Source organism: Photobacterium sp. DA100 (genome assembly GCF_029223585.1).
GTDB lineage: Bacteria > Pseudomonadota > Gammaproteobacteria > Enterobacterales > Vibrionaceae > Photobacterium.
On sequence record NZ_CP119423.1, the window covers coordinates 25,627 to 45,232 of the forward strand.

At 53.1% G+C, this 19,606-nt stretch carries 8 protein-coding genes, 7 tRNA genes, 5 rRNA genes and 2 riboswitches; of the genes, 19 read left to right on the forward strand and 1 reads right to left on the reverse strand.

Features of this window, described 5'->3' with window-relative positions:
- The first annotated feature begins 107 nt into the window (after nt 1-107).
- The 19 genes from PTW35_RS00120 to thiH all read left to right on the forward strand — a co-directional run bounded on the left by PTW35_RS00120 (nt 108) and on the right by thiH (nt 17,597).
- A 23S ribosomal RNA gene (locus tag PTW35_RS00120) occupies nt 108-2,994 on the forward strand.
- Between the two features lie 84 nt (nt 2,995-3,078).
- Nucleotides 3,079-3,194: ribosomal RNA gene (gene rrf / locus PTW35_RS00125) — 5S ribosomal RNA — on the forward strand.
- Between the two features lie 330 nt (nt 3,195-3,524).
- Nucleotides 3,525-5,076 (forward strand): 16S ribosomal RNA (locus PTW35_RS00130).
- A gap of 91 nt (nt 5,077-5,167) precedes the next feature.
- A tRNA-Glu gene (locus PTW35_RS00135) sits at nt 5,168-5,243 on the forward strand.
- Between the two features lies 1 nt (nt 5,244).
- Nucleotides 5,245-5,320 (forward strand) — tRNA-Lys (locus tag PTW35_RS00140).
- A 30-nt stretch (nt 5,321-5,350) separates the two neighbouring features.
- Nucleotides 5,351-5,426 (forward strand) — tRNA-Val (locus PTW35_RS00145).
- Between the two features lie 30 nt (nt 5,427-5,456).
- Nucleotides 5,457-5,532, forward strand: a tRNA-Ala gene (locus PTW35_RS00150).
- Nucleotides 5,533-5,788: 256 nt separating this feature from the next.
- Nucleotides 5,789-8,675: ribosomal RNA gene (locus PTW35_RS00155) — 23S ribosomal RNA — on the forward strand.
- A gap of 85 nt (nt 8,676-8,760) precedes the next feature.
- Nucleotides 8,761-8,876, forward strand: a 5S ribosomal RNA gene (gene rrf, locus PTW35_RS00160).
- Together the 16S, 23S and 5S rRNA genes with 7 tRNA genes alongside form the textbook arrangement of a ribosomal RNA operon.
- 42 nt (nt 8,877-8,918) lie before the next feature.
- A tRNA-Asp gene (locus tag PTW35_RS00165) sits at nt 8,919-8,995 on the forward strand.
- Between the two features lie 36 nt (nt 8,996-9,031).
- Nucleotides 9,032-9,108: transfer RNA gene (locus tag PTW35_RS00170), tRNA-Trp, on the forward strand.
- A gap of 238 nt (nt 9,109-9,346) precedes the next feature.
- A tRNA-Trp gene (locus PTW35_RS00175) sits at nt 9,347-9,423 on the forward strand.
- A 293-nt stretch (nt 9,424-9,716) separates the two neighbouring features.
- A riboswitch (Fluoride riboswitch) is annotated at nt 9,717-9,780 on the forward strand.
- 82 nt (nt 9,781-9,862) lie between these two features.
- The gene (locus tag PTW35_RS00180; RefSeq protein ID WP_281026051.1) at nt 9,863-11,230 is read left to right on the forward strand and encodes a voltage-gated chloride channel family protein; all 1,368 of its coding nucleotides are present in this window, start codon (nt 9,863-9,865) and stop codon (nt 11,228-11,230) included.
- A 110-nt stretch (nt 11,231-11,340) separates the two neighbouring features.
- Nucleotides 11,341-11,438, forward strand: a riboswitch (TPP riboswitch).
- Nucleotides 11,439-11,553: 115 nt separating this feature from the next.
- Entirely contained in the window at nt 11,554-13,476 is a 1,923-nt protein-coding gene (thiC, locus tag PTW35_RS00185) for a phosphomethylpyrimidine synthase ThiC (protein ID WP_044622228.1), read from the forward strand.
- On the forward strand, nt 13,476-14,705 hold the full coding sequence (thiE, locus tag PTW35_RS00190) for a thiamine phosphate synthase (protein WP_281026052.1): 1,230 nt from the start codon (nt 13,476-13,478) through the stop codon (nt 14,703-14,705). Before thiC ends, thiE begins: the two co-directional genes overlap by 1 nt.
- A 10-nt stretch (nt 14,706-14,715) precedes the next feature.
- On the forward strand, nt 14,716-15,477 hold the full coding sequence (moeB, locus tag PTW35_RS00195; RefSeq protein WP_044622230.1) for a molybdopterin-synthase adenylyltransferase MoeB: 762 nt from the start codon (nt 14,716-14,718) through the stop codon (nt 15,475-15,477).
- 7 nt (nt 15,478-15,484) lie between these two features.
- Entirely contained in the window at nt 15,485-15,703 is a 219-nt protein-coding gene (gene thiS, locus PTW35_RS00200) for a sulfur carrier protein ThiS (protein ID WP_281026053.1), read from the forward strand.
- A complete protein-coding gene (locus PTW35_RS00205) occupies nt 15,704-16,474 on the forward strand; it encodes a thiazole synthase (RefSeq protein WP_044622232.1) in 771 nt (256 codons plus the stop codon).
- Nucleotides 16,475-16,484: 10 nt separating this feature from the next.
- Nucleotides 16,485-17,597 carry a 2-iminoacetate synthase ThiH gene (gene thiH / locus PTW35_RS00210; RefSeq protein ID WP_044622233.1) on the forward strand — a complete coding sequence of 371 codons (1,113 nt, stop codon included), beginning with the start codon at nt 16,485-16,487 and terminating at the stop codon, nt 17,595-17,597.
- Nucleotides 17,598-17,750: 153 nt separating this feature from the next.
- Here the strand turns inward: thiH and PTW35_RS00215 are convergent, their stop codons facing one another.
- Nucleotides 17,751-19,538 (reverse strand): aminopeptidase P family protein, encoded by a 1,788-nt coding sequence (locus PTW35_RS00215; RefSeq protein WP_281026054.1) that lies wholly within the window; start codon nt 19,536-19,538, stop codon nt 17,751-17,753.
- Between the last annotated feature and the right edge of the window lie 68 nt (nt 19,539-19,606).

A 19,606-nucleotide genomic window follows, 5' to 3' on the forward strand; every position in this document is an offset into this window, starting at 1 on the left:
ACACACATTCAAGTGTCTTGTGTAAGAGTCCGGCGAAACACAGTTCATCATACTCAGATGAACAACCTTGGTTGTTGAGCCATACGAAAGACCTCTTGGGGTTGTATGGTTAAGTGACTAAGCGTACACGGTGGATGCCTGGGCAGTCAGAGGCGATGAAGGACGTGCTAACCTGCGATAAGCCAAGAGAAGATGGTAAGAATCACTATACTCTTGGATTTCCGAATGGGGAAACCCAGCTGCATAAGCAGTTATCGTAACGTGAATACATAGCGTTGCGAGGCGAACCGGGGGAACTGAAACATCTAAGTACCCCGAGGAAGAGAAATCAACCGAGATTCCGGCAGTAGCGGCGAGCGAACCCGGATTAGCCCTTAAGCTAGTTTTGCGTCAGGTGAATGTGCTGGAAAGCACAGCGATACAGGGTGATAGCCCCGTAACCGGTAGCGCATTATCAGTGAAAACGAGTAGGACGGGACACGTGTTATCTTGTCTGAAGATGGGGGGACCATCCTCCAAGGCTAAATACTCCTGACTGACCGATAGTGAACCAGTACCGTGAGGGAAAGGCGAAAAGAACCCCTGTGAGGGGAGTGAAATAGAACCTGAAACCGTGTACGTACAAGCAGTAGGAGCCCTTCGGGGTGACTGCGTACCTTTTGTATAATGGGTCAGCGACTTAATTTTAGTAGCAAGGTTAACCGATTAGGGGAGCCGTAGGGAAACCGAGTCTTAACTGGGCGTACAGTTGCTAGGATTAGACCCGAAACCAGGTGATCTAGCCATGGGCAGGTTGAAGGTGAGGTAACACTTACTGGAGGACCGAACCGACTAATGTTGAAAAATTAGCGGATGACTTGTGGCTAGGGGTGAAAGGCCAATCAAACCTGGAGATAGCTGGTTCTCCCCGAAAGCTATTTAGGTAGCGCCTCGGACGAATACTACTGGGGGTAGAGCACTGTTAAGGCTAGGGGGTCATCCCGACTTACCAACCCTTTGCAAACTCCGAATACCAGTAAGTACTATCCGGGAGACACACGGCGGGTGCTAACGTCCGTCGTGGAGAGGGAAACAACCCAGACCGCCAGCTAAGGTCCCAAAGTTATAGCTAAGTGGGAAACGATGTGGGAAGGCTCAGACAGCCAGGATGTTGGCTTAGAAGCAGCCATCATTTAAAGAAAGCGTAATAGCTCACTGGTCGAGTCGGCCTGCGCGGAAGATTTAACGGGGCTAAGCTATACACCGAAGCTGCGGCAATGCATTTTATGTATTGGGTAGGGGAGCGTTCTGTAAGCGGTTGAAGGTGCATCGTAAGGTGTGCTGGACGTATCAGAAGTGCGAATGCTGACATGAGTAACGATAAAGGGAGTGAAAAACTCCCTCGCCGGAAGACCAAGGGTTCCTGTCCAACGTTAATCGGGGCAGGGTGAGTCGACCCCTAAGGCGAGGCCGAAAGGCGTAGTCGATGGGAAACGGGTTAATATTCCCGTACTTCTTACTATTGCGATGGGGGGACGGAGAAGGCTAGGTGGGCCTGGCGACGGTTGTCCAGGTTCAAGGGTGTAGGCTGTAATCTTAGGCAAATCCGGGATTACCTAAGGCTGAGACCCGATGTCGAGCCGCTACGGCGGTGAAGTCATTGATGCCATGCTTCCGGGAAAAGCCTCTAAGCTTCAGATAGTAAGGAATCGTACCCCAAACCGACACAGGTGGTCGGGTAGAGAATACCAAGGCGCTTGAGAGAACTCGGGTGAAGGAACTAGGCAAAATGGTACCGTAACTTCGGGAGAAGGTACGCTGCCGGCGGTGAAGAGACTTGCTCTTGGAGCTGCTGGCAGTCGCAGATACCAGGTGGCTGCAACTGTTTATTAAAAACACAGCACTGTGCAAAATCGAAAGATGACGTATACGGTGTGACGCCTGCCCGGTGCCGGAAGGTTAATTGATGGGGTTAGACTTCGGTCGAAGCTCTTGATCGAAGCCCCGGTAAACGGCGGCCGTAACTATAACGGTCCTAAGGTAGCGAAATTCCTTGTCGGGTAAGTTCCGACCTGCACGAATGGCGTAATGATGGCCACGCTGTCTCCACCCGAGACTCAGTGAAATTGAAATCGCAGTGAAGATGCTGCGTACCCGCGGCTAGACGGAAAGACCCCGTGAACCTTTACTACAGCTTGGCACTGAACATTGACCCTACATGTGTAGGATAGGTGGGAGGCTTTGAAACCAGCACGCCAGTGTTGGTGGAGCCGTCCTTGAAATACCACCCTTGTAGTGTTGATGTTCTAACGTCGCCCCGTTATCCGGGGTGCGGACAGTGCCTGGTGGGTAGTTTGACTGGGGCGGTCTCCTCCCAAAGCGTAACGGAGGAGCACGAAGGTGGGCTAATCACGGTCGGACATCGTGAGGTTAGTGCAATGGCATAAGCCCGCTTGACTGCGAGAATGACGGTTCGAGCAGGTGCGAAAGCAGGTCATAGTGATCCGGTGGTTCTGTATGGAAGGGCCATCGCTCAACGGATAAAAGGTACTCCGGGGATAACAGGCTGATACCGCCCAAGAGTTCATATCGACGGCGGTGTTTGGCACCTCGATGTCGGCTCATCACATCCTGGGGCTGAAGTCGGTCCCAAGGGTATGGCTGTTCGCCATTTAAAGTGGTACGCGAGCTGGGTTTAGAACGTCGTGAGACAGTTCGGTCCCTATCTGCCGTGGGCGTTGGATGATTGAGAGGGGCTGCTCCTAGTACGAGAGGACCGGAGTGGACGAACCTCTGGTGTTCGGGTTGTGTCGCCAGACGCATTGCCCGGTAGCTAAGTTCGGAATCGATAACCGCTGAAAGCATCTAAGCGGGAAGCGAGCCTCAAGATGAGTCATCCCTGAACCTATAAGGTTCCTGAAGGGTTGTTGGAGACTACGACGTAGATAGGCAGGGTGTGTAAGCGTTGTGAGGCGTTGAGCTAACCTGTACTAATTGCCCGTGAGGCTTAACCATACAACACCCAAGGGGTTTTAACGGACTCCATGAGCACTTGAATGTAGTGCGAGAACATCAGCTTTCTAAGATTGTAAGAATTTGCTTGGCGACCATAGCATTATGGACCCACCTGATCCCATGCCGAACTCAGCAGTGAAACGTAATAGCGCCGATGGTAGTGTGGGGCCTCCCCATGTGAGAGTAGGACATCGCCAGGCTTCCAATTTATTTTCACTTTTAAAAAGTGAAGACAAATAGGGCACTTGCTTACAACGTAAGCAAGTCACCATAGAGCTTTAAGTTTTCTTAGAGTTTTATGTTGACTTTCAAAGTGAGTAGCGTATTATACGCGTCCTGCTTAAGTGCTAAGGCACTGAAAGGCAATATGTTCTTTAACAATTTGACCATGCAATCTGTGTGGGCACTCGTGAAATGATAGTCAAAAAGAATTATCAATGAAACTGAGTGACCAAATCGAATCGCAAGATTCGGCACAGTCAATTCTTACTTAGAAATAAGTAATAACAGTATTCATTGAGCCAAAACTTTAATTGAAGAGTTTGATCATGGCTCAGATTGAACGCTGGCGGCAGGCCTAACACATGCAAGTCGAGCGGCAGCGACATAACTGAACCTTCGGGGGATGTTATGGGCGGCGAGCGGCGGACGGGTGAGTAATGCCTGGGAATATGCCCTGATGTGGGGGATAACCATTGGAAACGATGGCTAATACCGCATAATCTCTTCGGAGCAAAGAGGGGGACCTTCGGGCCTCTCGCGTCAGGATTAGCCCAGGTGAGATTAGCTAGTTGGTGAGGTAAGAGCTCACCAAGGCGACGATCTCTAGCTGGTCTGAGAGGATGATCAGCCACACTGGAACTGAGACACGGTCCAGACTCCTACGGGAGGCAGCAGTGGGGAATATTGCACAATGGGGGAAACCCTGATGCAGCCATGCCGCGTGTGTGAAGAAGGCCTTCGGGTTGTAAAGCACTTTCAGTTGTGAGGAAGGCATTGTCGTTAATAGCGGCAGTGTTTGACGTTAGCAACAGAAGAAGCACCGGCTAACTCCGTGCCAGCAGCCGCGGTAATACGGAGGGTGCGAGCGTTAATCGGAATTACTGGGCGTAAAGCGCATGCAGGCGGCTTGTTAAGCCAGATGTGAAAGCCCGGGGCTCAACCTCGGAATAGCATTTGGAACTGTCAGGCTAGAGTCTTGTAGAGGGGGGTAGAATTTCAGGTGTAGCGGTGAAATGCGTAGAGATCTGAAGGAATACCGGTGGCGAAGGCGGCCCCCTGGACAAAGACTGACGCTCAGATGCGAAAGCGTGGGGAGCAAACAGGATTAGATACCCTGGTAGTCCACGCCGTAAACGATGTCTACTTGGAGGTTGGTGTCTTGAACACTGGCTTTCGGAGCTAACGCGTTAAGTAGACCGCCTGGGGAGTACGGTCGCAAGATTAAAACTCAAATGAATTGACGGGGGCCCGCACAAGCGGTGGAGCATGTGGTTTAATTCGATGCAACGCGAAGAACCTTACCTACTCTTGACATCCAGAGAACTTTCCAGAGATGGATTGGTGCCTTCGGGAACTCTGAGACAGGTGCTGCATGGCTGTCGTCAGCTCGTGTTGTGAAATGTTGGGTTAAGTCCCGCAACGAGCGCAACCCTTATCCTTGTTTGCCAGCACTTCGGGTGGGAACTCCAGGGAGACTGCCGGTGATAAACCGGAGGAAGGTGGGGACGACGTCAAGTCATCATGGCCCTTACGAGTAGGGCTACACACGTGCTACAATGGCGTATACAGAGGGCTGCCAACTTGCGAGAGTGAGCGAATCCCAGAAAGTACGTCGTAGTCCGGATTGGAGTCTGCAACTCGACTCCATGAAGTCGGAATCGCTAGTAATCGTGGATCAGAATGCCACGGTGAATACGTTCCCGGGCCTTGTACACACCGCCCGTCACACCATGGGAGTGGGCTGCACCAGAAGTAGATAGCTTAACCTTCGGGAGGGCGTTTACCACGGTGTGGTTCATGACTGGGGTGAAGTCGTAACAAGGTAGCCCTAGGGGAACCTGGGGCTGGATCACCTCCTTAACGATATGACTGCGTTTTATGCAGTGTCCACACAGATTGCTTGGTCGAAAAGTAGAGAACATGTTCAGGTACCCAAACCTGAAAACACTTAGTCCCATTCGTCTAGAGGCCTAGGACACCGCCCTTTCACGGCGGTAACAGGGGTTCGACTCCCCTATGGGACGCCACGGGTCGTTAGCTCAGTTGGTAGAGCAGTTGACTTTTAATCAATTGGTCGCAGGTTCGAATCCTGCACGACCCACCATCTTCTCCTTTGAAGATGTAAAACATCGGAGGGCGATTAGCTCAGTTGGGAGAGCACCTCCCTTACAAGGAGGGGGTCACTGGTTCGAGCCCGGTATCGCCCACCACTCTTTCTTCTTGAAAGACACCATTTCGATGGGGCTATAGCTCAGCTGGGAGAGCGCTTGCATGGCATGCAAGAGGTCGGCGGTTCGATCCCGCCTAGCTCCACCACTCTCTAAAAACATTCTTGTGAGTGTGTTTAGAAAGTGGATGTCGAAAGACAAACACATGCTCTTTAACAATCTGGAAAGCTGACTAGTAAATTCAATCGATAGATTGATTTATTTTGTTCTTCTTTATGAAGAACGAGTTCTCAAGCAAAACACATTCAAGTGTCTTGTGTAAGAGTCCGGCGAAACACAGTTCATCATACTCAGATGAACAACCTTGGTTGTTGAGCCATACGAAAGACCTCTTGGGGTTGTATGGTTAAGTGACTAAGCGTACACGGTGGATGCCTGGGCAGTCAGAGGCGATGAAGGACGTGCTAACCTGCGATAAGCCAAGAGAAGATGGTAAGAATCACTATACTCTTGGATTTCCGAATGGGGAAACCCAGCTGCATAAGCAGTTATCGTAACGTGAATACATAGCGTTGCGAGGCGAACCGGGGGAACTGAAACATCTAAGTACCCCGAGGAAGAGAAATCAACCGAGATTCCGGCAGTAGCGGCGAGCGAACCCGGATTAGCCCTTAAGCTAGTTTTGCGTCAGGTGAATGTGCTGGAAAGCACAGCGATACAGGGTGATAGCCCCGTAACCGGTAGCGCATTATCAGTGAAAACGAGTAGGACGGGACACGTGTTATCTTGTCTGAAGATGGGGGGACCATCCTCCAAGGCTAAATACTCCTGACTGACCGATAGTGAACCAGTACCGTGAGGGAAAGGCGAAAAGAACCCCTGTGAGGGGAGTGAAATAGAACCTGAAACCGTGTACGTACAAGCAGTAGGAGCCCTTCGGGGTGACTGCGTACCTTTTGTATAATGGGTCAGCGACTTAATTTTAGTAGCAAGGTTAACCGATTAGGGGAGCCGTAGGGAAACCGAGTCTTAACTGGGCGTACAGTTGCTAGGATTAGACCCGAAACCAGGTGATCTAGCCATGGGCAGGTTGAAGGTGAGGTAACACTTACTGGAGGACCGAACCGACTAATGTTGAAAAATTAGCGGATGACTTGTGGCTAGGGGTGAAAGGCCAATCAAACCTGGAGATAGCTGGTTCTCCCCGAAAGCTATTTAGGTAGCGCCTCGGACGAATACTACTGGGGGTAGAGCACTGTTAAGGCTAGGGGGTCATCCCGACTTACCAACCCTTTGCAAACTCCGAATACCAGTAAGTACTATCCGGGAGACACACGGCGGGTGCTAACGTCCGTCGTGGAGAGGGAAACAACCCAGACCGCCAGCTAAGGTCCCAAAGTTATAGCTAAGTGGGAAACGATGTGGGAAGGCTCAGACAGCCAGGATGTTGGCTTAGAAGCAGCCATCATTTAAAGAAAGCGTAATAGCTCACTGGTCGAGTCGGCCTGCGCGGAAGATTTAACGGGGCTAAGCTATACACCGAAGCTGCGGCAATGCATTTTATGTATTGGGTAGGGGAGCGTTCTGTAAGCGGTTGAAGGTGCATCGTAAGGTGTGCTGGACGTATCAGAAGTGCGAATGCTGACATGAGTAACGATAAAGGGAGTGAAAAACTCCCTCGCCGGAAGACCAAGGGTTCCTGTCCAACGTTAATCGGGGCAGGGTGAGTCGACCCCTAAGGCGAGGCCGAAAGGCGTAGTCGATGGGAAACGGGTTAATATTCCCGTACTTCTTACTATTGCGATGGGGGGACGGAGAAGGCTAGGTGGGCCTGGCGACGGTTGTCCAGGTTCAAGGGTGTAGGCTGTAATCTTAGGCAAATCCGGGATTACTTAAGGCTGAGACCCGATGTCGAGCCGCTACGGCGGTGAAGTCATTGATGCCATGCTTCCGGGAAAAGCCTCTAAGCTTCAGATAGTAAGGAATCGTACCCCAAACCGACACAGGTGGTCGGGTAGAGAATACCAAGGCGCTTGAGAGAACTCGGGTGAAGGAACTAGGCAAAATGGTACCGTAACTTCGGGAGAAGGTACGCTGCCGGCGGTGAAGAGACTTGCTCTTGGAGCTGCTGGCAGTCGCAGATACCAGGTGGCTGCAACTGTTTATTAAAAACACAGCACTGTGCAAAATCGAAAGATGACGTATACGGTGTGACGCCTGCCCGGTGCCGGAAGGTTAATTGATGGGGTTAGACTTCGGTCGAAGCTCTTGATCGAAGCCCCGGTAAACGGCGGCCGTAACTATAACGGTCCTAAGGTAGCGAAATTCCTTGTCGGGTAAGTTCCGACCTGCACGAATGGCGTAATGATGGCCACGCTGTCTCCACCCGAGACTCAGTGAAATTGAAATCGCAGTGAAGATGCTGCGTACCCGCGGCTAGACGGAAAGACCCCGTGAACCTTTACTACAGCTTGGCACTGAACATTGACCCTACATGTGTAGGATAGGTGGGAGGCTTTGAAACCAGCACGCCAGTGTTGGTGGAGCCGTCCTTGAAATACCACCCTTGTAGTGTTGATGTTCTAACGTCGCCCCGTTATCCGGGGTGCGGACAGTGCCTGGTGGGTAGTTTGACTGGGGCGGTCTCCTCCCAAAGCGTAACGGAGGAGCACGAAGGTGGGCTAATCACGGTCGGACATCGTGAGGTTAGTGCAATGGCATAAGCCCGCTTGACTGCGAGAATGACGGTTCGAGCAGGTGCGAAAGCAGGTCATAGTGATCCGGTGGTTCTGTATGGAAGGGCCATCGCTCAACGGATAAAAGGTACTCCGGGGATAACAGGCTGATACCGCCCAAGAGTTCATATCGACGGCGGTGTTTGGCACCTCGATGTCGGCTCATCACATCCTGGGGCTGAAGTCGGTCCCAAGGGTATGGCTGTTCGCCATTTAAAGTGGTACGCGAGCTGGGTTTAGAACGTCGTGAGACAGTTCGGTCCCTATCTGCCGTGGGCGTTGGATGATTGAGAGGGGCTGCTCCTAGTACGAGAGGACCGGAGTGGACGAACCTCTGGTGTTCGGGTTGTGTCGCCAGACGCATTGCCCGGTAGCTAAGTTCGGAATCGATAACCGCTGAAAGCATCTAAGCGGGAAGCGAGCCTCAAGATGAGTCATCCCTGAACCTATAAGGTTCCTGAAGGGTTGTTGGAGACTACGACGTAGATAGGCAGGGTGTGTAAGCGTTGTGAGGCGTTGAGCTAACCTGTACTAATTGCCCGTGAGGCTTAACCATACAACACCCAAGGGGTTTTAACGGACTCCATGAGCACTTGAATGTAGTGCGAGAACATCAGCTTTCTAAGATTGTAAGAATTTTGCTTGGCGACCATAGCATTATGGACCCACCTGATCCCATGCCGAACTCAGCAGTGAAACGTAATAGCGCCGATGGTAGTGTGGGGCCTCCCCATGTGAGAGTAGGACATCGCCAGGCTTCCAATTTAGATTATCGTGCTGAACACACGGTGATTTGAGTGGAGCGGTAGTTCAGTTGGTTAGAATACCGGCCTGTCACGCCGGGGGTCGCGGGTTCGAGTCCCGTCCGCTCCGCCACTTATTCAGACAGAGTTAAGTCTTTAAAATAACTACAGGGGTGTAGCTCCAATTGGCAGAGCAGCGGATTCCAAATCCGCGTGTTGGGAGTTCGAATCTCTCCACCCCTGCCATCTTCAAGGCTCTAGCAGAAATGCTGGAGCCTTTTTCGTATGTGCAATTGGCATAGCAGCGGATTCTGCCAATACCAAAACAGCGCGTGTTGGGAGTTGGATTTCCGCCAGCCCGCTTGAAGACTAGTCCCACCGAATGTTGTAATTATTATTTTTCCTTTATCTATCAATACTGTGACTCGGTTTGAGAAAATCAGTTTGATCTGCCGTGATTTGTCAGTAGAATAATTAACACATTAGGGGTGTAGCTCCAATTGGCAGAGCAGCGGATTCCAAATCCGCGTGTTGGGAGTTCGAATCTCTCCACCCCTGCCATCTACGAAGCCTCAGCAGAAATGCTGGGGCTTTTTTGCGTCTGTTTCTTTTGCGAAGCAATCTTGGGAGGACTCGGCGTCCCCCTGACCCGCTAGCCTGCTTGTAGGTAAGTCCCCTGGAGCGCCAACCCGGTCAAGTCTCCGGGATGCCGGCTCAATCTGCTCCTGCTCCCCTCAATACTCTATACTGCATTCCCAGAAGCAGTGCGGAACTTTTTTCGTTCCTAATTGATTATTTCCACTTGTTGTCAGTAGGGATAAGCGATAGCATTTGGTCATTGTCATCGTCTTCGGGGGATGACGGGTGATGGAGTTCCACCTTTAACCGCTCAACCGAGATAATGACTCCTGCTGTAGTAGGATAGATCCGTCTATGGTGGGGCTTGTTATTTGCCATAGCACCTATCCTTGATAGTAATTCGAGATAAGATAGACATGGTATGGCGCATCCATTAAGTTCAAATCCCAAAATATTCGTTCAAATTCTCCGTTGGACACTTCTCATTATTCCCGTTGCCGTTATTGTCGGCTCGCTCAATGCTTTTTTCCTCTGGATCCTCAGTGTCGCTACAGCGACCCGGATTGATAATCCTTGGCTGATTTATCTTTTACCGCTGGCCGGGATTGTGATTGTTTATTGCTACCGTAACCTAGGGAAAAACTCCGAGGGGGGCAACAATCTCATTATGGATGAGATCCATGAGCCCGGTGCCGGAATTCCTGCCCGTATGGCTCCCTTGGTATTGATAACAACAGTGATCACCCACCTATTCGGGGGATCGGCTGGCCGTGAAGGAACCGCAGTACAAATCGGTGGGGCATCGACTCACTGGCTGGCTCGCAAGTTCAGGCTCAATGAAGCGGATACCCGGTTGATTTTGATTGCCGGTGTGGCGGCAGGTTTTGGTGCCGTATTCGGTACGCCGCTAACAGGCGCAATCTTTGCCCTAGAAGTGCTGGCGATAGGACGCCTGCGCTATGATGCAATTATTCCTGCCTTGTTTGCTGCTATCTTGGCAGATGTCGTGTGTTCCGCTTGGGGAGTGCACCATACCCACTACCGGATAGATTTCCTCGAAACCATTACCCTGTTTGAACATGCTGTCAAAGTAGACCTGCTGATGATCGCCAAGATTGTGATTGCTGCCGTGGCTTTTGGTCTAGCGGGATACCTATTCGGAGAACTGACCCATGCCTTTAAAGATATCTTCAAAGCGACACTCAAAAACCCGTACCTGATAGTAGTTGTTGGTGGCTTGATTGTTATAGCGGCCGTGCAGCTGATCGGTAACTATGATTATATCGGTTTGGGGGTTTACTCGAGCAGGGAGGGAGGTGTCAGTATCTTAACGGCCTTTCAGGAGGGGGGAGCAGAGTGGTACAGCTGGCTACTCAAGTTGCTGCTAACGGCGATTACCCTAGCTGCCGGTTATAAGGGCGGGGAGGTCACACCGCTGTTCTTTGTCGGAGCAACATTGGGCAATACCATGGCATGGGTGCTGGGTGCACCGGTTGATTTGTTTGCTGCATTAGGCTTTCTAGCTGTATTTGCAGCTGCGACCAACACGCCGTTGGCCTGTACCATCATGGGCATCGAGTTATTTGGTGCCGAGCACATGCTGTATTTCGCCATTGCCTGTTATACCGCTTACTACTTCAGCGGACACACCGGGATCTACTCTTCGCAGCGAGTGGCGGTACCTAAGCTGTTTGATTTGGAGGGGGCACCCAAGATCACCCATAAACTGGGTGAGTTGAGGGAAACCCATTCTTCTTTGCTGAAGACACTTGTGAAGCGTTTCAAATAAATTTGTCGTGCTAAACGGAGTTATGCAAAAGTAGCAAGGCTTTTGCCTTTTAAGTATTAATTTTTGGGGTTCTGCCTTGCCGAGGCGGAACCCCTTTCATATACTGCAAATTCAACTTGTCGGAGTGCCACTTGGCTGAGACCGCATTGCGGGATCCGTAGAACCTGATCAGGCTAATACCTGCGAAGGGAACAAGAGAGACCATCTGTATCACTGTATTCACAGTGGCTGTTTCAGACGACACTATACAGCCTACGTATAGCCTCTTGTTTACGCACCCATCCGCCAAGCAACTTCCCTGTTATGGACCAAAGGAAATTGCTATGTCGAATCGCAAACAAGCGAGACTGGACGCGAAACAATTTATCGACTCATTGACCACCCAGGCTTACCCGAACTCCCGGAAAGTCTATGTCACCGGGAGCCGCGAAGATATCCGCGTGCCAATGCGTGAGATTGCCCTGGCCGATAGCTTGGTCGGTGGAACCAGAGAAGCCCCTGTTTTTGAAACTAATGAACCGGTACGGGTCTATGATACCTCCGGTTTCTATACCGATCCTGAGCAGCCTGCAAATATCTACACTGGCCTGCCTAAGCTTCGTGAAGGCTGGATCGAGGAACGGGGGGACACCGAGTTGTTGGGCGAGCTGAGTTCTCAGTTTTCCAAAGAACGCCTGGCCGATGACACCCTTGATGAACTGAGGTTTGAGCAACAGGCGCGCATTCGCCGTGCCAAGCCAGGCAAAAATGTCACCCAGCTGCATTATGCACGCCAGGGGATCATCACTCCTGAGATGGAGTTTATTGCCATTCGTGAAAACATGGGCCGCGCGAAATACCGTGATGAGGTACTAAACCAGCAGCACCCGGGCATGGCGTTTGGTGCCAACCTGCCAAAAGAAATCACCCCTGAATTTGTCCGCCAAGAAGTCGCTGAAGGCCGGGCAATTATCCCATCGAATATCAATCACCCTGAAACTGAGCCGATGATCATCGGCCGTAACTTCCTGGTCAAGGTCAACGCCAATATCGGTAACTCGTCTGTCAGTTCGTCGATTGAAGAGGAAGTGGAGAAGTTGGTGTGGTCGACCCGTTGGGGGGGCGATACCGTCATGGATCTCTCGACCGGTCGTAACATTCACGAAACCCGAGAATGGATCATCCGCAACAGCCCGGTGCCGATCGGCACGGTGCCTATGTATCAGGCTCTGGAAAAGGTCAACGGTATTGCTGAGAACCTCAACTGGGAGGTCTTTCGAGATACCTTGCTCGAGCAAGCTGAGCAGGGCGTGGATTATTTCACTATTCATGCCGGCGTGCTGCTGCGTTATGTCCCGATGACGGCGAAAAGGGTTACCGGCATTGTCTCGCGCGGTGGCTCTATAATGGCTAAGTGGTGTCTGGCCCATCACAAGGAAAGTTTCCTGTATGAGCATTTCCGGGAGATCTGTGAAATCTGTGCCCAGTATGATATCGCCTTGTCACTGGGAGATGGCCTGCGTCCTGGATCGGTGGCTGATGCCAATGATGAAGCGCAGTTCAGCGAGCTGCGTACCTTGGGTGAGCTGACCAAAGTTGCCTGGGAATATGATGTTCAGGTGATGATCGAAGGGCCGGGGCATGTACCGATGCACATGATCAAAGAGAACATGGAAGAGCAGCTCAAGCACTGCCATGAAGCACCGTTTTATACCTTGGGGCCTCTGACGACCGATATTGCACCGGGCTATGACCATATTACCTCCGGCATTGGTGCAGCCATGATAGGTTGGTATGGCTGTGCCATGCTGTGTTATGTCACACCAAAAGAACATTTGGGCCTACCGAATAAAGAAGATGTAAAGGTGGGGCTGATCACGTACAAGCTGTGTGCCCATGCGGCAGACTTAGCAAAAGGACACCCCGGTGCTCAAGTGCGCGATAACGCCTTGTCGAAGGCTCGCTTTGAGTTCCGCTGGGAAGATCAATTTAACCTGGCTTTAGATCCTGAAACGGCTCGAGCCTACCATGATGAAACCCTCCCTCAGGAATCCGGCAAGATCGCCCATTTCTGCTCGATGTGCGGACCGAAATTCTGTTCGATGAAGATCTCGCAAGAAGTCCGTGACTACGCGAGCGGGCTGGAGAAAGCCGGTGATTTGGCCGTGCGGATGTTGGATGACCCCCTTGAGGGCATGCAGCAAAAAGCCGATGAGTTCCGGGCCAAGGGGAGTGAGTTATATCACCCAATCAAAGAGGAAAGTTAATGAACGCGTTGTGTTTACCCGATCACTTGGCGCCATTACTGATGCATATCGAGCCGTTGTTGGCAGCGGCTGATAAATACCAGCTTGGTGAAGCCGTCAGTATGGAGTGGAGCGGATCGGAGGTGGTAGACATTCACCTTGAAGGTGAAACCTTCTCGGTGGCGTTTAATCCGTCTGAAAGTGTGGCGAAGGGGTTGGAAGTGCGTGATCAGTGGCTCGCCCCTTATCCGACCTTGGCAGAGATGCAGCACGAGGTCGCAAAGAATCCAGCTTTGGTGGTTTGCGGTCTGCCGACAGATCGAGGCTGTGTCGATATCTGGCACCATCTCGGAGAAGCGCGTGGCGTATATTGCCACCATGCCGGGGCCAGTGAGCCGCAACGAGCCATGCTGCTGGCTGCGCTGGCATTGGACTACCCGCTGGAAGATGCGGTCACGCTATCGCGTGCCCATGCCCGTGGTTACCTTGAAAGCCATGCTGATGGCTATGGCGAAACCGGATGGCCGATGGTGCGCGCCTTGTTTCCGCGCCCGCTGACGGCCAATCATCCTGAATGCAATGAGCTGGGCTGGGCCAGCAAAGAAGTGGCGGTGGCACCGTTTGCGACCGTAGAACGCGATAAGCTGGCGTTGTATCCGGTGGTCGATACCGCAGAGTGGGTTACTCGTTTGCTGGAGCTGGGGGTGAAGACGACCCAGCTTAGGATCAAAGATCCGTTTGAGCCCACTTTACCGGCGCAGATCAGCACTATCGTTGAGGCAGGTAAGCAGCATAATGCCCAGGTGTTTGTAAATGACTACTGGCAGTTGGCCATTGCTCACCAAGCTTATGGTGTTCACCTTGGGCAGGAAGATCTGGAAACGGCTGATCTGGCGGCGATCCAGCAAGCAGGACTGCGGCTAGGTCTCTCGACCCATGGCTACTACGAAATCCTGCGTGCCGCGGAGTTTGCCCCAAGCTATATCGCACTGGGTCATATCTTCCCGACAACCACTAAGGATATGCCATCAAAACCGCAGGGGCTTAACCGCTTGGCGCTTTATCAGAAGCTGATAGGTGACGCGTTCCCAACTGTGGCGATTGGCGGCATTGACTTGACCCGTGCCGAGCGTGTCTGGCGTACCGGGGTCAGCAGTGTGGCAGTTGTCCGCGCTGTCACCCAAGCCGACGACCCGGCGCAGGCTGTCACGGCATTTGGCGATATCTTAGTGCGTAACGCGGCCGAGTAGGAAGGCAACTATGCTCAGTGATCAGGAATTTCTCCGTTATAACCGTCAGATCATGCTGCCGCAGATCGGCGAATCTGGCCAGCAGTCACTGTCCGACGCCCAAGTTTTGCTGGTTGGTGCTGGCGGTTTGGGATCGGCTGCGGCTTTGTATCTTGCAGGTGCAGGAGTTGGCAACTTGGTGATTGCCGATGATGACACTGTCGATAGCTCCAACCTTCAGCGCCAGGTGGTCTATCGCGATAGCGATCAGGGCAAAGCCAAGGCACCGATGGCAGCGGAGCAGTTGCAGGCGTTAAATCCGCATATCCGTATCCGGGCGGTGAAAGCCCGGCTGGCTGATCAGCGGTTGGCGATGGAGGTATCGCTGGCTGACGTGGTGCTCGATTGCTCTGATAACTTAGCAACGCGATACGCCGTCAATCACGCCTGCTTCAAGGCCAATAAGCCCTTGATATCGGGAGCGGCGATCCGCTGGCAGGGGCAGTTGATGGTTTTTGATTTCCGGCAGGGAAAAGGACCTTGCTATCACTGCTTGTTTCCGCGCCAGGCTGGGACGATTGATGAACCACAGAACTGCAGCAATTCCGGGATCGCCGGGCCGGTGGTCGGCACGGTCGGCAATTTGCAGGCATTGGAAACCATTAAATTATTGACCGGTGCTGGCGAGGTGGGCTTTGGCACGCTGCGCCAGTTCGATGGTCTGACGATGGGCTGGCAAGCCTTTCAATTACCAACAGATAGAGCGTGCCCGGTTTGCGGCACGGGAGAATAGAACCATTATGACGACAGCGACGCTGATCCAGGTACGGGTCAATGATAAATCAGTCGAGGTTCCAGAAGGCCAGTCTCTCAGCGCATTGTTGACGCAGCTGGAGATGCCGCTGCAGGCCACGGCCGTAGCCTTGAACGAAGATATTGTCGCCCGCAGTGAGTGGGAAACAACATTACTAAGCGCCGGCGATCGCATCGCCTTGTTCCAAGCGATTGCAGGAGGATAAATGCTAACTATCGCTGATAAGACGTTCTCGTCACGCCTGTTTACCGGTACCGGTAAGTATGCCAACCGCCACACCATGGCTGAATCAATCATCGCTTCGGGCTCCGAGTTAGTGACCATGGCCCTTAAGCGCGTGGATATCGAAAACCGTGATGATGATATCCTGGCGCCGCTAATTGAGGCTGGGGTAAACCTGCTACCCAATACTTCTGGTGCTAAGAATGCCAAGGAGGCAGTGTTTGCGGCCAAGCTGGCTCGAGAAGCGCTGGGTACCAACTGGTTGAAATTGGAAATTCACCCGGACCCGAAGTACTTGATGCCAGATCCGATCGAGACGTTGGCGGCGGCGGAAGAGTTGGTCCGTGAAGGATTCATCGTGTTGCCATATTGTCACGCTGATCCTGTTTTATGTAAGCGCCTGGAAGAGGTGGGTTGTGCGGCGGTGATGCCGCTGGGTGCACCGATTGGCTCCAACAAGGGGTTGGCTTCGCGCGATTTCCTCGAAATCATCATCGATCAGGCCAAGGTACCGGTGATTGTCGATGCCGGTATTGGTGCGCCATCTCATGCCGCTGAGGCTATGGAGATGGGGGCGGATGCAGTGCTGGTAAATACGGCAATTGCAGCGGCAGCCGATCCTGTTGTGATGGGGCGTGCCTTCAAGCTGGCGGTAGAAGGTGGTCGTATGGCTTATGAGGCGGGTTTGGCGGGAACGGTCAACCATGCTATTGCCTCCAGTCCGCTAACGGCGTTCTTGGATCAGCCAGCTTAAGGAGCTTGCGATGAGTTTCGTTGATGAGTGGAAGCAGCTGGAATGGGATGATATCCGGATGTCCATCTATGGCAAGACGGCGGTGGATGTCGAGCGGGCGCTGCGCAAGCCCAAGCGTGATCTGGAGGATTTCAAAGCCTTGATCTCACCGGCGGCAGAGCCTTATCTCGAGCAGATGGCGCAGCAGTCGGCAGCATTGACCCGTAAGCGCTTCGGCCATACGGTGTCGTTTTATATCCCGCTATACCTGTCCAATTTGTGTGCCAATGCGTGTACCTACTGTGGGTTCTCGATGGAAAACCGCATCAAGCGTCGCACTTTGGATATGGCTGAGATTGAGCGCGAGTGCGAGGCGATCAAGGCCAAGCAGTTCGACAGCATTTTGCTGGTGACCGGTGAGCATGAGCGCAAGGTCGGGATGGAATATTTCCGTGCAGCACTGCCGGCAATCAAATCCCATTTCAGTTATCTGGCAATGGAAGTTCAGCCGCTGGAGCAGGATGAGTATGCTGAGCTGAAGACCCTCGGCCTGGACGCGGTCATGGTCTACCAGGAAACCTATTGTGCACCGACTTATGCCCAGCATCACTTGCGCGGCAACAAGATGGACTTTGAATACCGGCTGGAAACGCCGGATCGTCTGGCCAAGGCTGGCATCGACAAGATTGGTATTGGGGCACTGATTGGTCTCGAGGAGTGGCGTACCGATAGCTTCTTTGTTGCCGCACATCTGGATTACCTGGAACGAACCTACTGGCAGACCCGTTATTCGATCTCTTTCCCGCGACTGCGTCCTTGCGAGGGGGGACTGCAGCCCAAATCGGTGATGAATGACCGCCAGCTGGTACAGCTGATCTGTGCCTACCGCCTGCTTAATCCTGAAGTAGAGCTATCGCTGTCGACCCGTGAATCGGCGCAGTTCCGTGATAATGTGCTGCCCTTGGGGATCACCACGATGTCGGCAGAGTCCAAGACCCAGCCGGGCGGCTATGCCGATGATGTGCCAGAGCTCGAGCAGTTTGCGATCAGCGATGAGCGCCCGGCTGCCGAAGTGGCCTCGGCAGTTAAGCAACGTGGTTTTGAAGTGGTGTGGAAGGACTGGCACCACGCCTATTCGGGTTAACAGACCGTAGTTATTTGGCGCTAAACCGTTAAATACTTTACTGCAGGGTATAAATAACAAAACGCCCGCACAGCATCCCTGTGCGGGCGTTTTCTTTATATTGTTGGCATTGCAGCAGTTGGTGCTATGCGACCAACAGCAGTTAACTGACTATCACCGTGCTAGCGGGGCGGTTGCCTGCTCAAGCCAAGCTAGATCATCACCTTGCAGCGAAGGGCTCAGTACGTCGAATACGGTTTGATGGTAGTTGTTAAGCCAGTTTAGCTCGGCGTCTGTCATCAGAGACAAGTCAACCAGGCGACGGTCGATAGGCGCGCGGGTCAGTGACTCGAAGCCCATTACTGTCATGTCGCCGGCGGTTTCGACTTCGACAACCAGCTCTAGGTTTTCGATACGGATCCCGAAGGCATCTGCACGGTAGTAACCCGGTTCGTTCGACAACACCATACCCGGCAGCAGGGCGGTAGGGTTGTGCACTTTGGCAATGCGCTGCGGACCTTCGTGAACACTCAGGAAGTGGCCGACGCCATGGCCGGTACCGTGATCGTAATCGAAGCCGTGGGCCCAAAGATGCTGGCGGGCAAGGGCATCAAGCTGTGAGCCGGTGGTGCCTTTCGGGAAACGGGCAGAGGCCAGGCCAATATGGCCTTTAAGCACCAAGGTGAAGGTCTTTTTCACTTCATCGCCCGGCTCGCCGATGGCGATGGTTCGGGTGATGTCGGTAGTACCGTCCGGGTACTGGCCGCCTGAATCCACCAGGTAGACGTTGTCCATTTCCAGCACGCTAGGCTCTGGCTGGTTATTGTGGTTGTAGTGGCACATCGCCGCATTGCCGGCAGCGGCCGAAATGGTATCGAAGCTGACATCGGTGCAGCTACTGTCTTCGCTGCGGAACTGCCACAGCTTGTCCGACAGGGTTCCTTCGTCGAGCAAGTTGCCCTGGGCAACTTGGCTATCGACCCAAGCCAGGAATTTGCTCACGGCCACGCCGTCGCGGATATGGCAGGCCTTCATGCCGGCAATTTCTGTCGGGTTCTTGGCGGCTTTCGGTAGCAGGCAAGGGTCGGCAGCCTCTAGCAACGTGGCCTTGGCATCGCGCAGGGTTTGGCTGGCCCAGGCATTGCTGGTGGCTGGGTCAACCAATACGGTTTTGCCCGAAAGTTGCTTGAGGCCTGCTTCCAGCGCATCTGGCGCGTGGACGCGGACACCTGTGCCAACATGGTCGGCAAAGCCTTCTGGCAGGCGGCTTGGGTCAATGTAGAAATCCACGCTTTGATCGGCATGAAGCAGTGCGGTGGAGAGCAGTACTGGCAGGCTCGGCACATCGCTGCCGCGGATGTTGAGTAGCCAGGCAATACTGTCAAGTTGGGTCAGCAGTACAGCATCGGCTTTCTGCTTGGTGAGCTCGGCGGCAATTTGCTCGCGCTTGTCGCTGCTGCATTGGCCGACGAAGTCCAGTCCCATCAGTTTGGCCTGCGACAGCGTCGCCGCTGGGCGATCTGACCACAGTTGCTCGATTGGGTTGTCGCTAATGCTGACGAGTTCCAATTCACCGGCTACTTGCTCTTGGGTACGAGTTAGCCACGCGGCACTGTGGAGGCGCGGGTCGATAGCGATTTTGCTGTTGGCCGCGAGGTTGTCCAATGCCCACTGGACCGGCGGCTCGTCAATCAGATGGCGGTATTCGTAAACGTCGCCCGGTACCTGCTTGCGGACCTGAACGACATAGCGGCCGTCGACGAACATCGCCGCCTTGTCGCGGGCAATCACTGCCATACCAGCAGAGCCGGTAAAGCCGGTCGCCCAGTGCAGGCGCTCGTTGTGGGCCGGGATATATTCGCCCAGATATTCATCTTCGTGCGGGATCAAAAGGGCGTCGAGCTGGTGGGCTTCCAGCCATTGGCGGATCTGCGCAACGCGCTGCGAGATAACTGCTTGCATGGGTGTCTTTTTCCTTTCACTGAGTCACCGTCCGTGTGACGGCTAAGAGGCCAGCCTGAATAACGAAC

What these genes read in the sequence shown, in the direction of transcription:
- PTW35_RS00205 (WP_044622232.1), top strand. Translation starts at nt 15,704, where the DNA reads ATGCTAACTATCGCTGATAAGACGTTCTCGTCACGCCTGTTTACCGGT.
- moeB (WP_044622230.1), top strand. Translation starts at nt 14,716, where the DNA reads ATGCTCAGTGATCAGGAATTTCTCCGTTATAACCGTCAGATCATGCTG.
- thiS (WP_281026053.1), top strand. Translation starts at nt 15,485, where the DNA reads ATGACGACAGCGACGCTGATCCAGGTACGGGTCAATGATAAATCAGTC.
- PTW35_RS00215 (WP_281026054.1), bottom strand. Translation starts at nt 19,538, where the DNA reads ATGCAAGCAGTTATCTCGCAGCGCGTTGCGCAGATCCGCCAATGGCTG.
- thiH (WP_044622233.1), top strand. Translation starts at nt 16,485, where the DNA reads ATGAGTTTCGTTGATGAGTGGAAGCAGCTGGAATGGGATGATATCCGG.
- thiC (WP_044622228.1), top strand. Translation starts at nt 11,554, where the DNA reads ATGTCGAATCGCAAACAAGCGAGACTGGACGCGAAACAATTTATCGAC.
- thiE (WP_281026052.1), top strand. Translation starts at nt 13,476, where the DNA reads ATGAACGCGTTGTGTTTACCCGATCACTTGGCGCCATTACTGATGCAT.
- PTW35_RS00180 (WP_281026051.1), top strand. Translation starts at nt 9,863, where the DNA reads ATGGCGCATCCATTAAGTTCAAATCCCAAAATATTCGTTCAAATTCTC.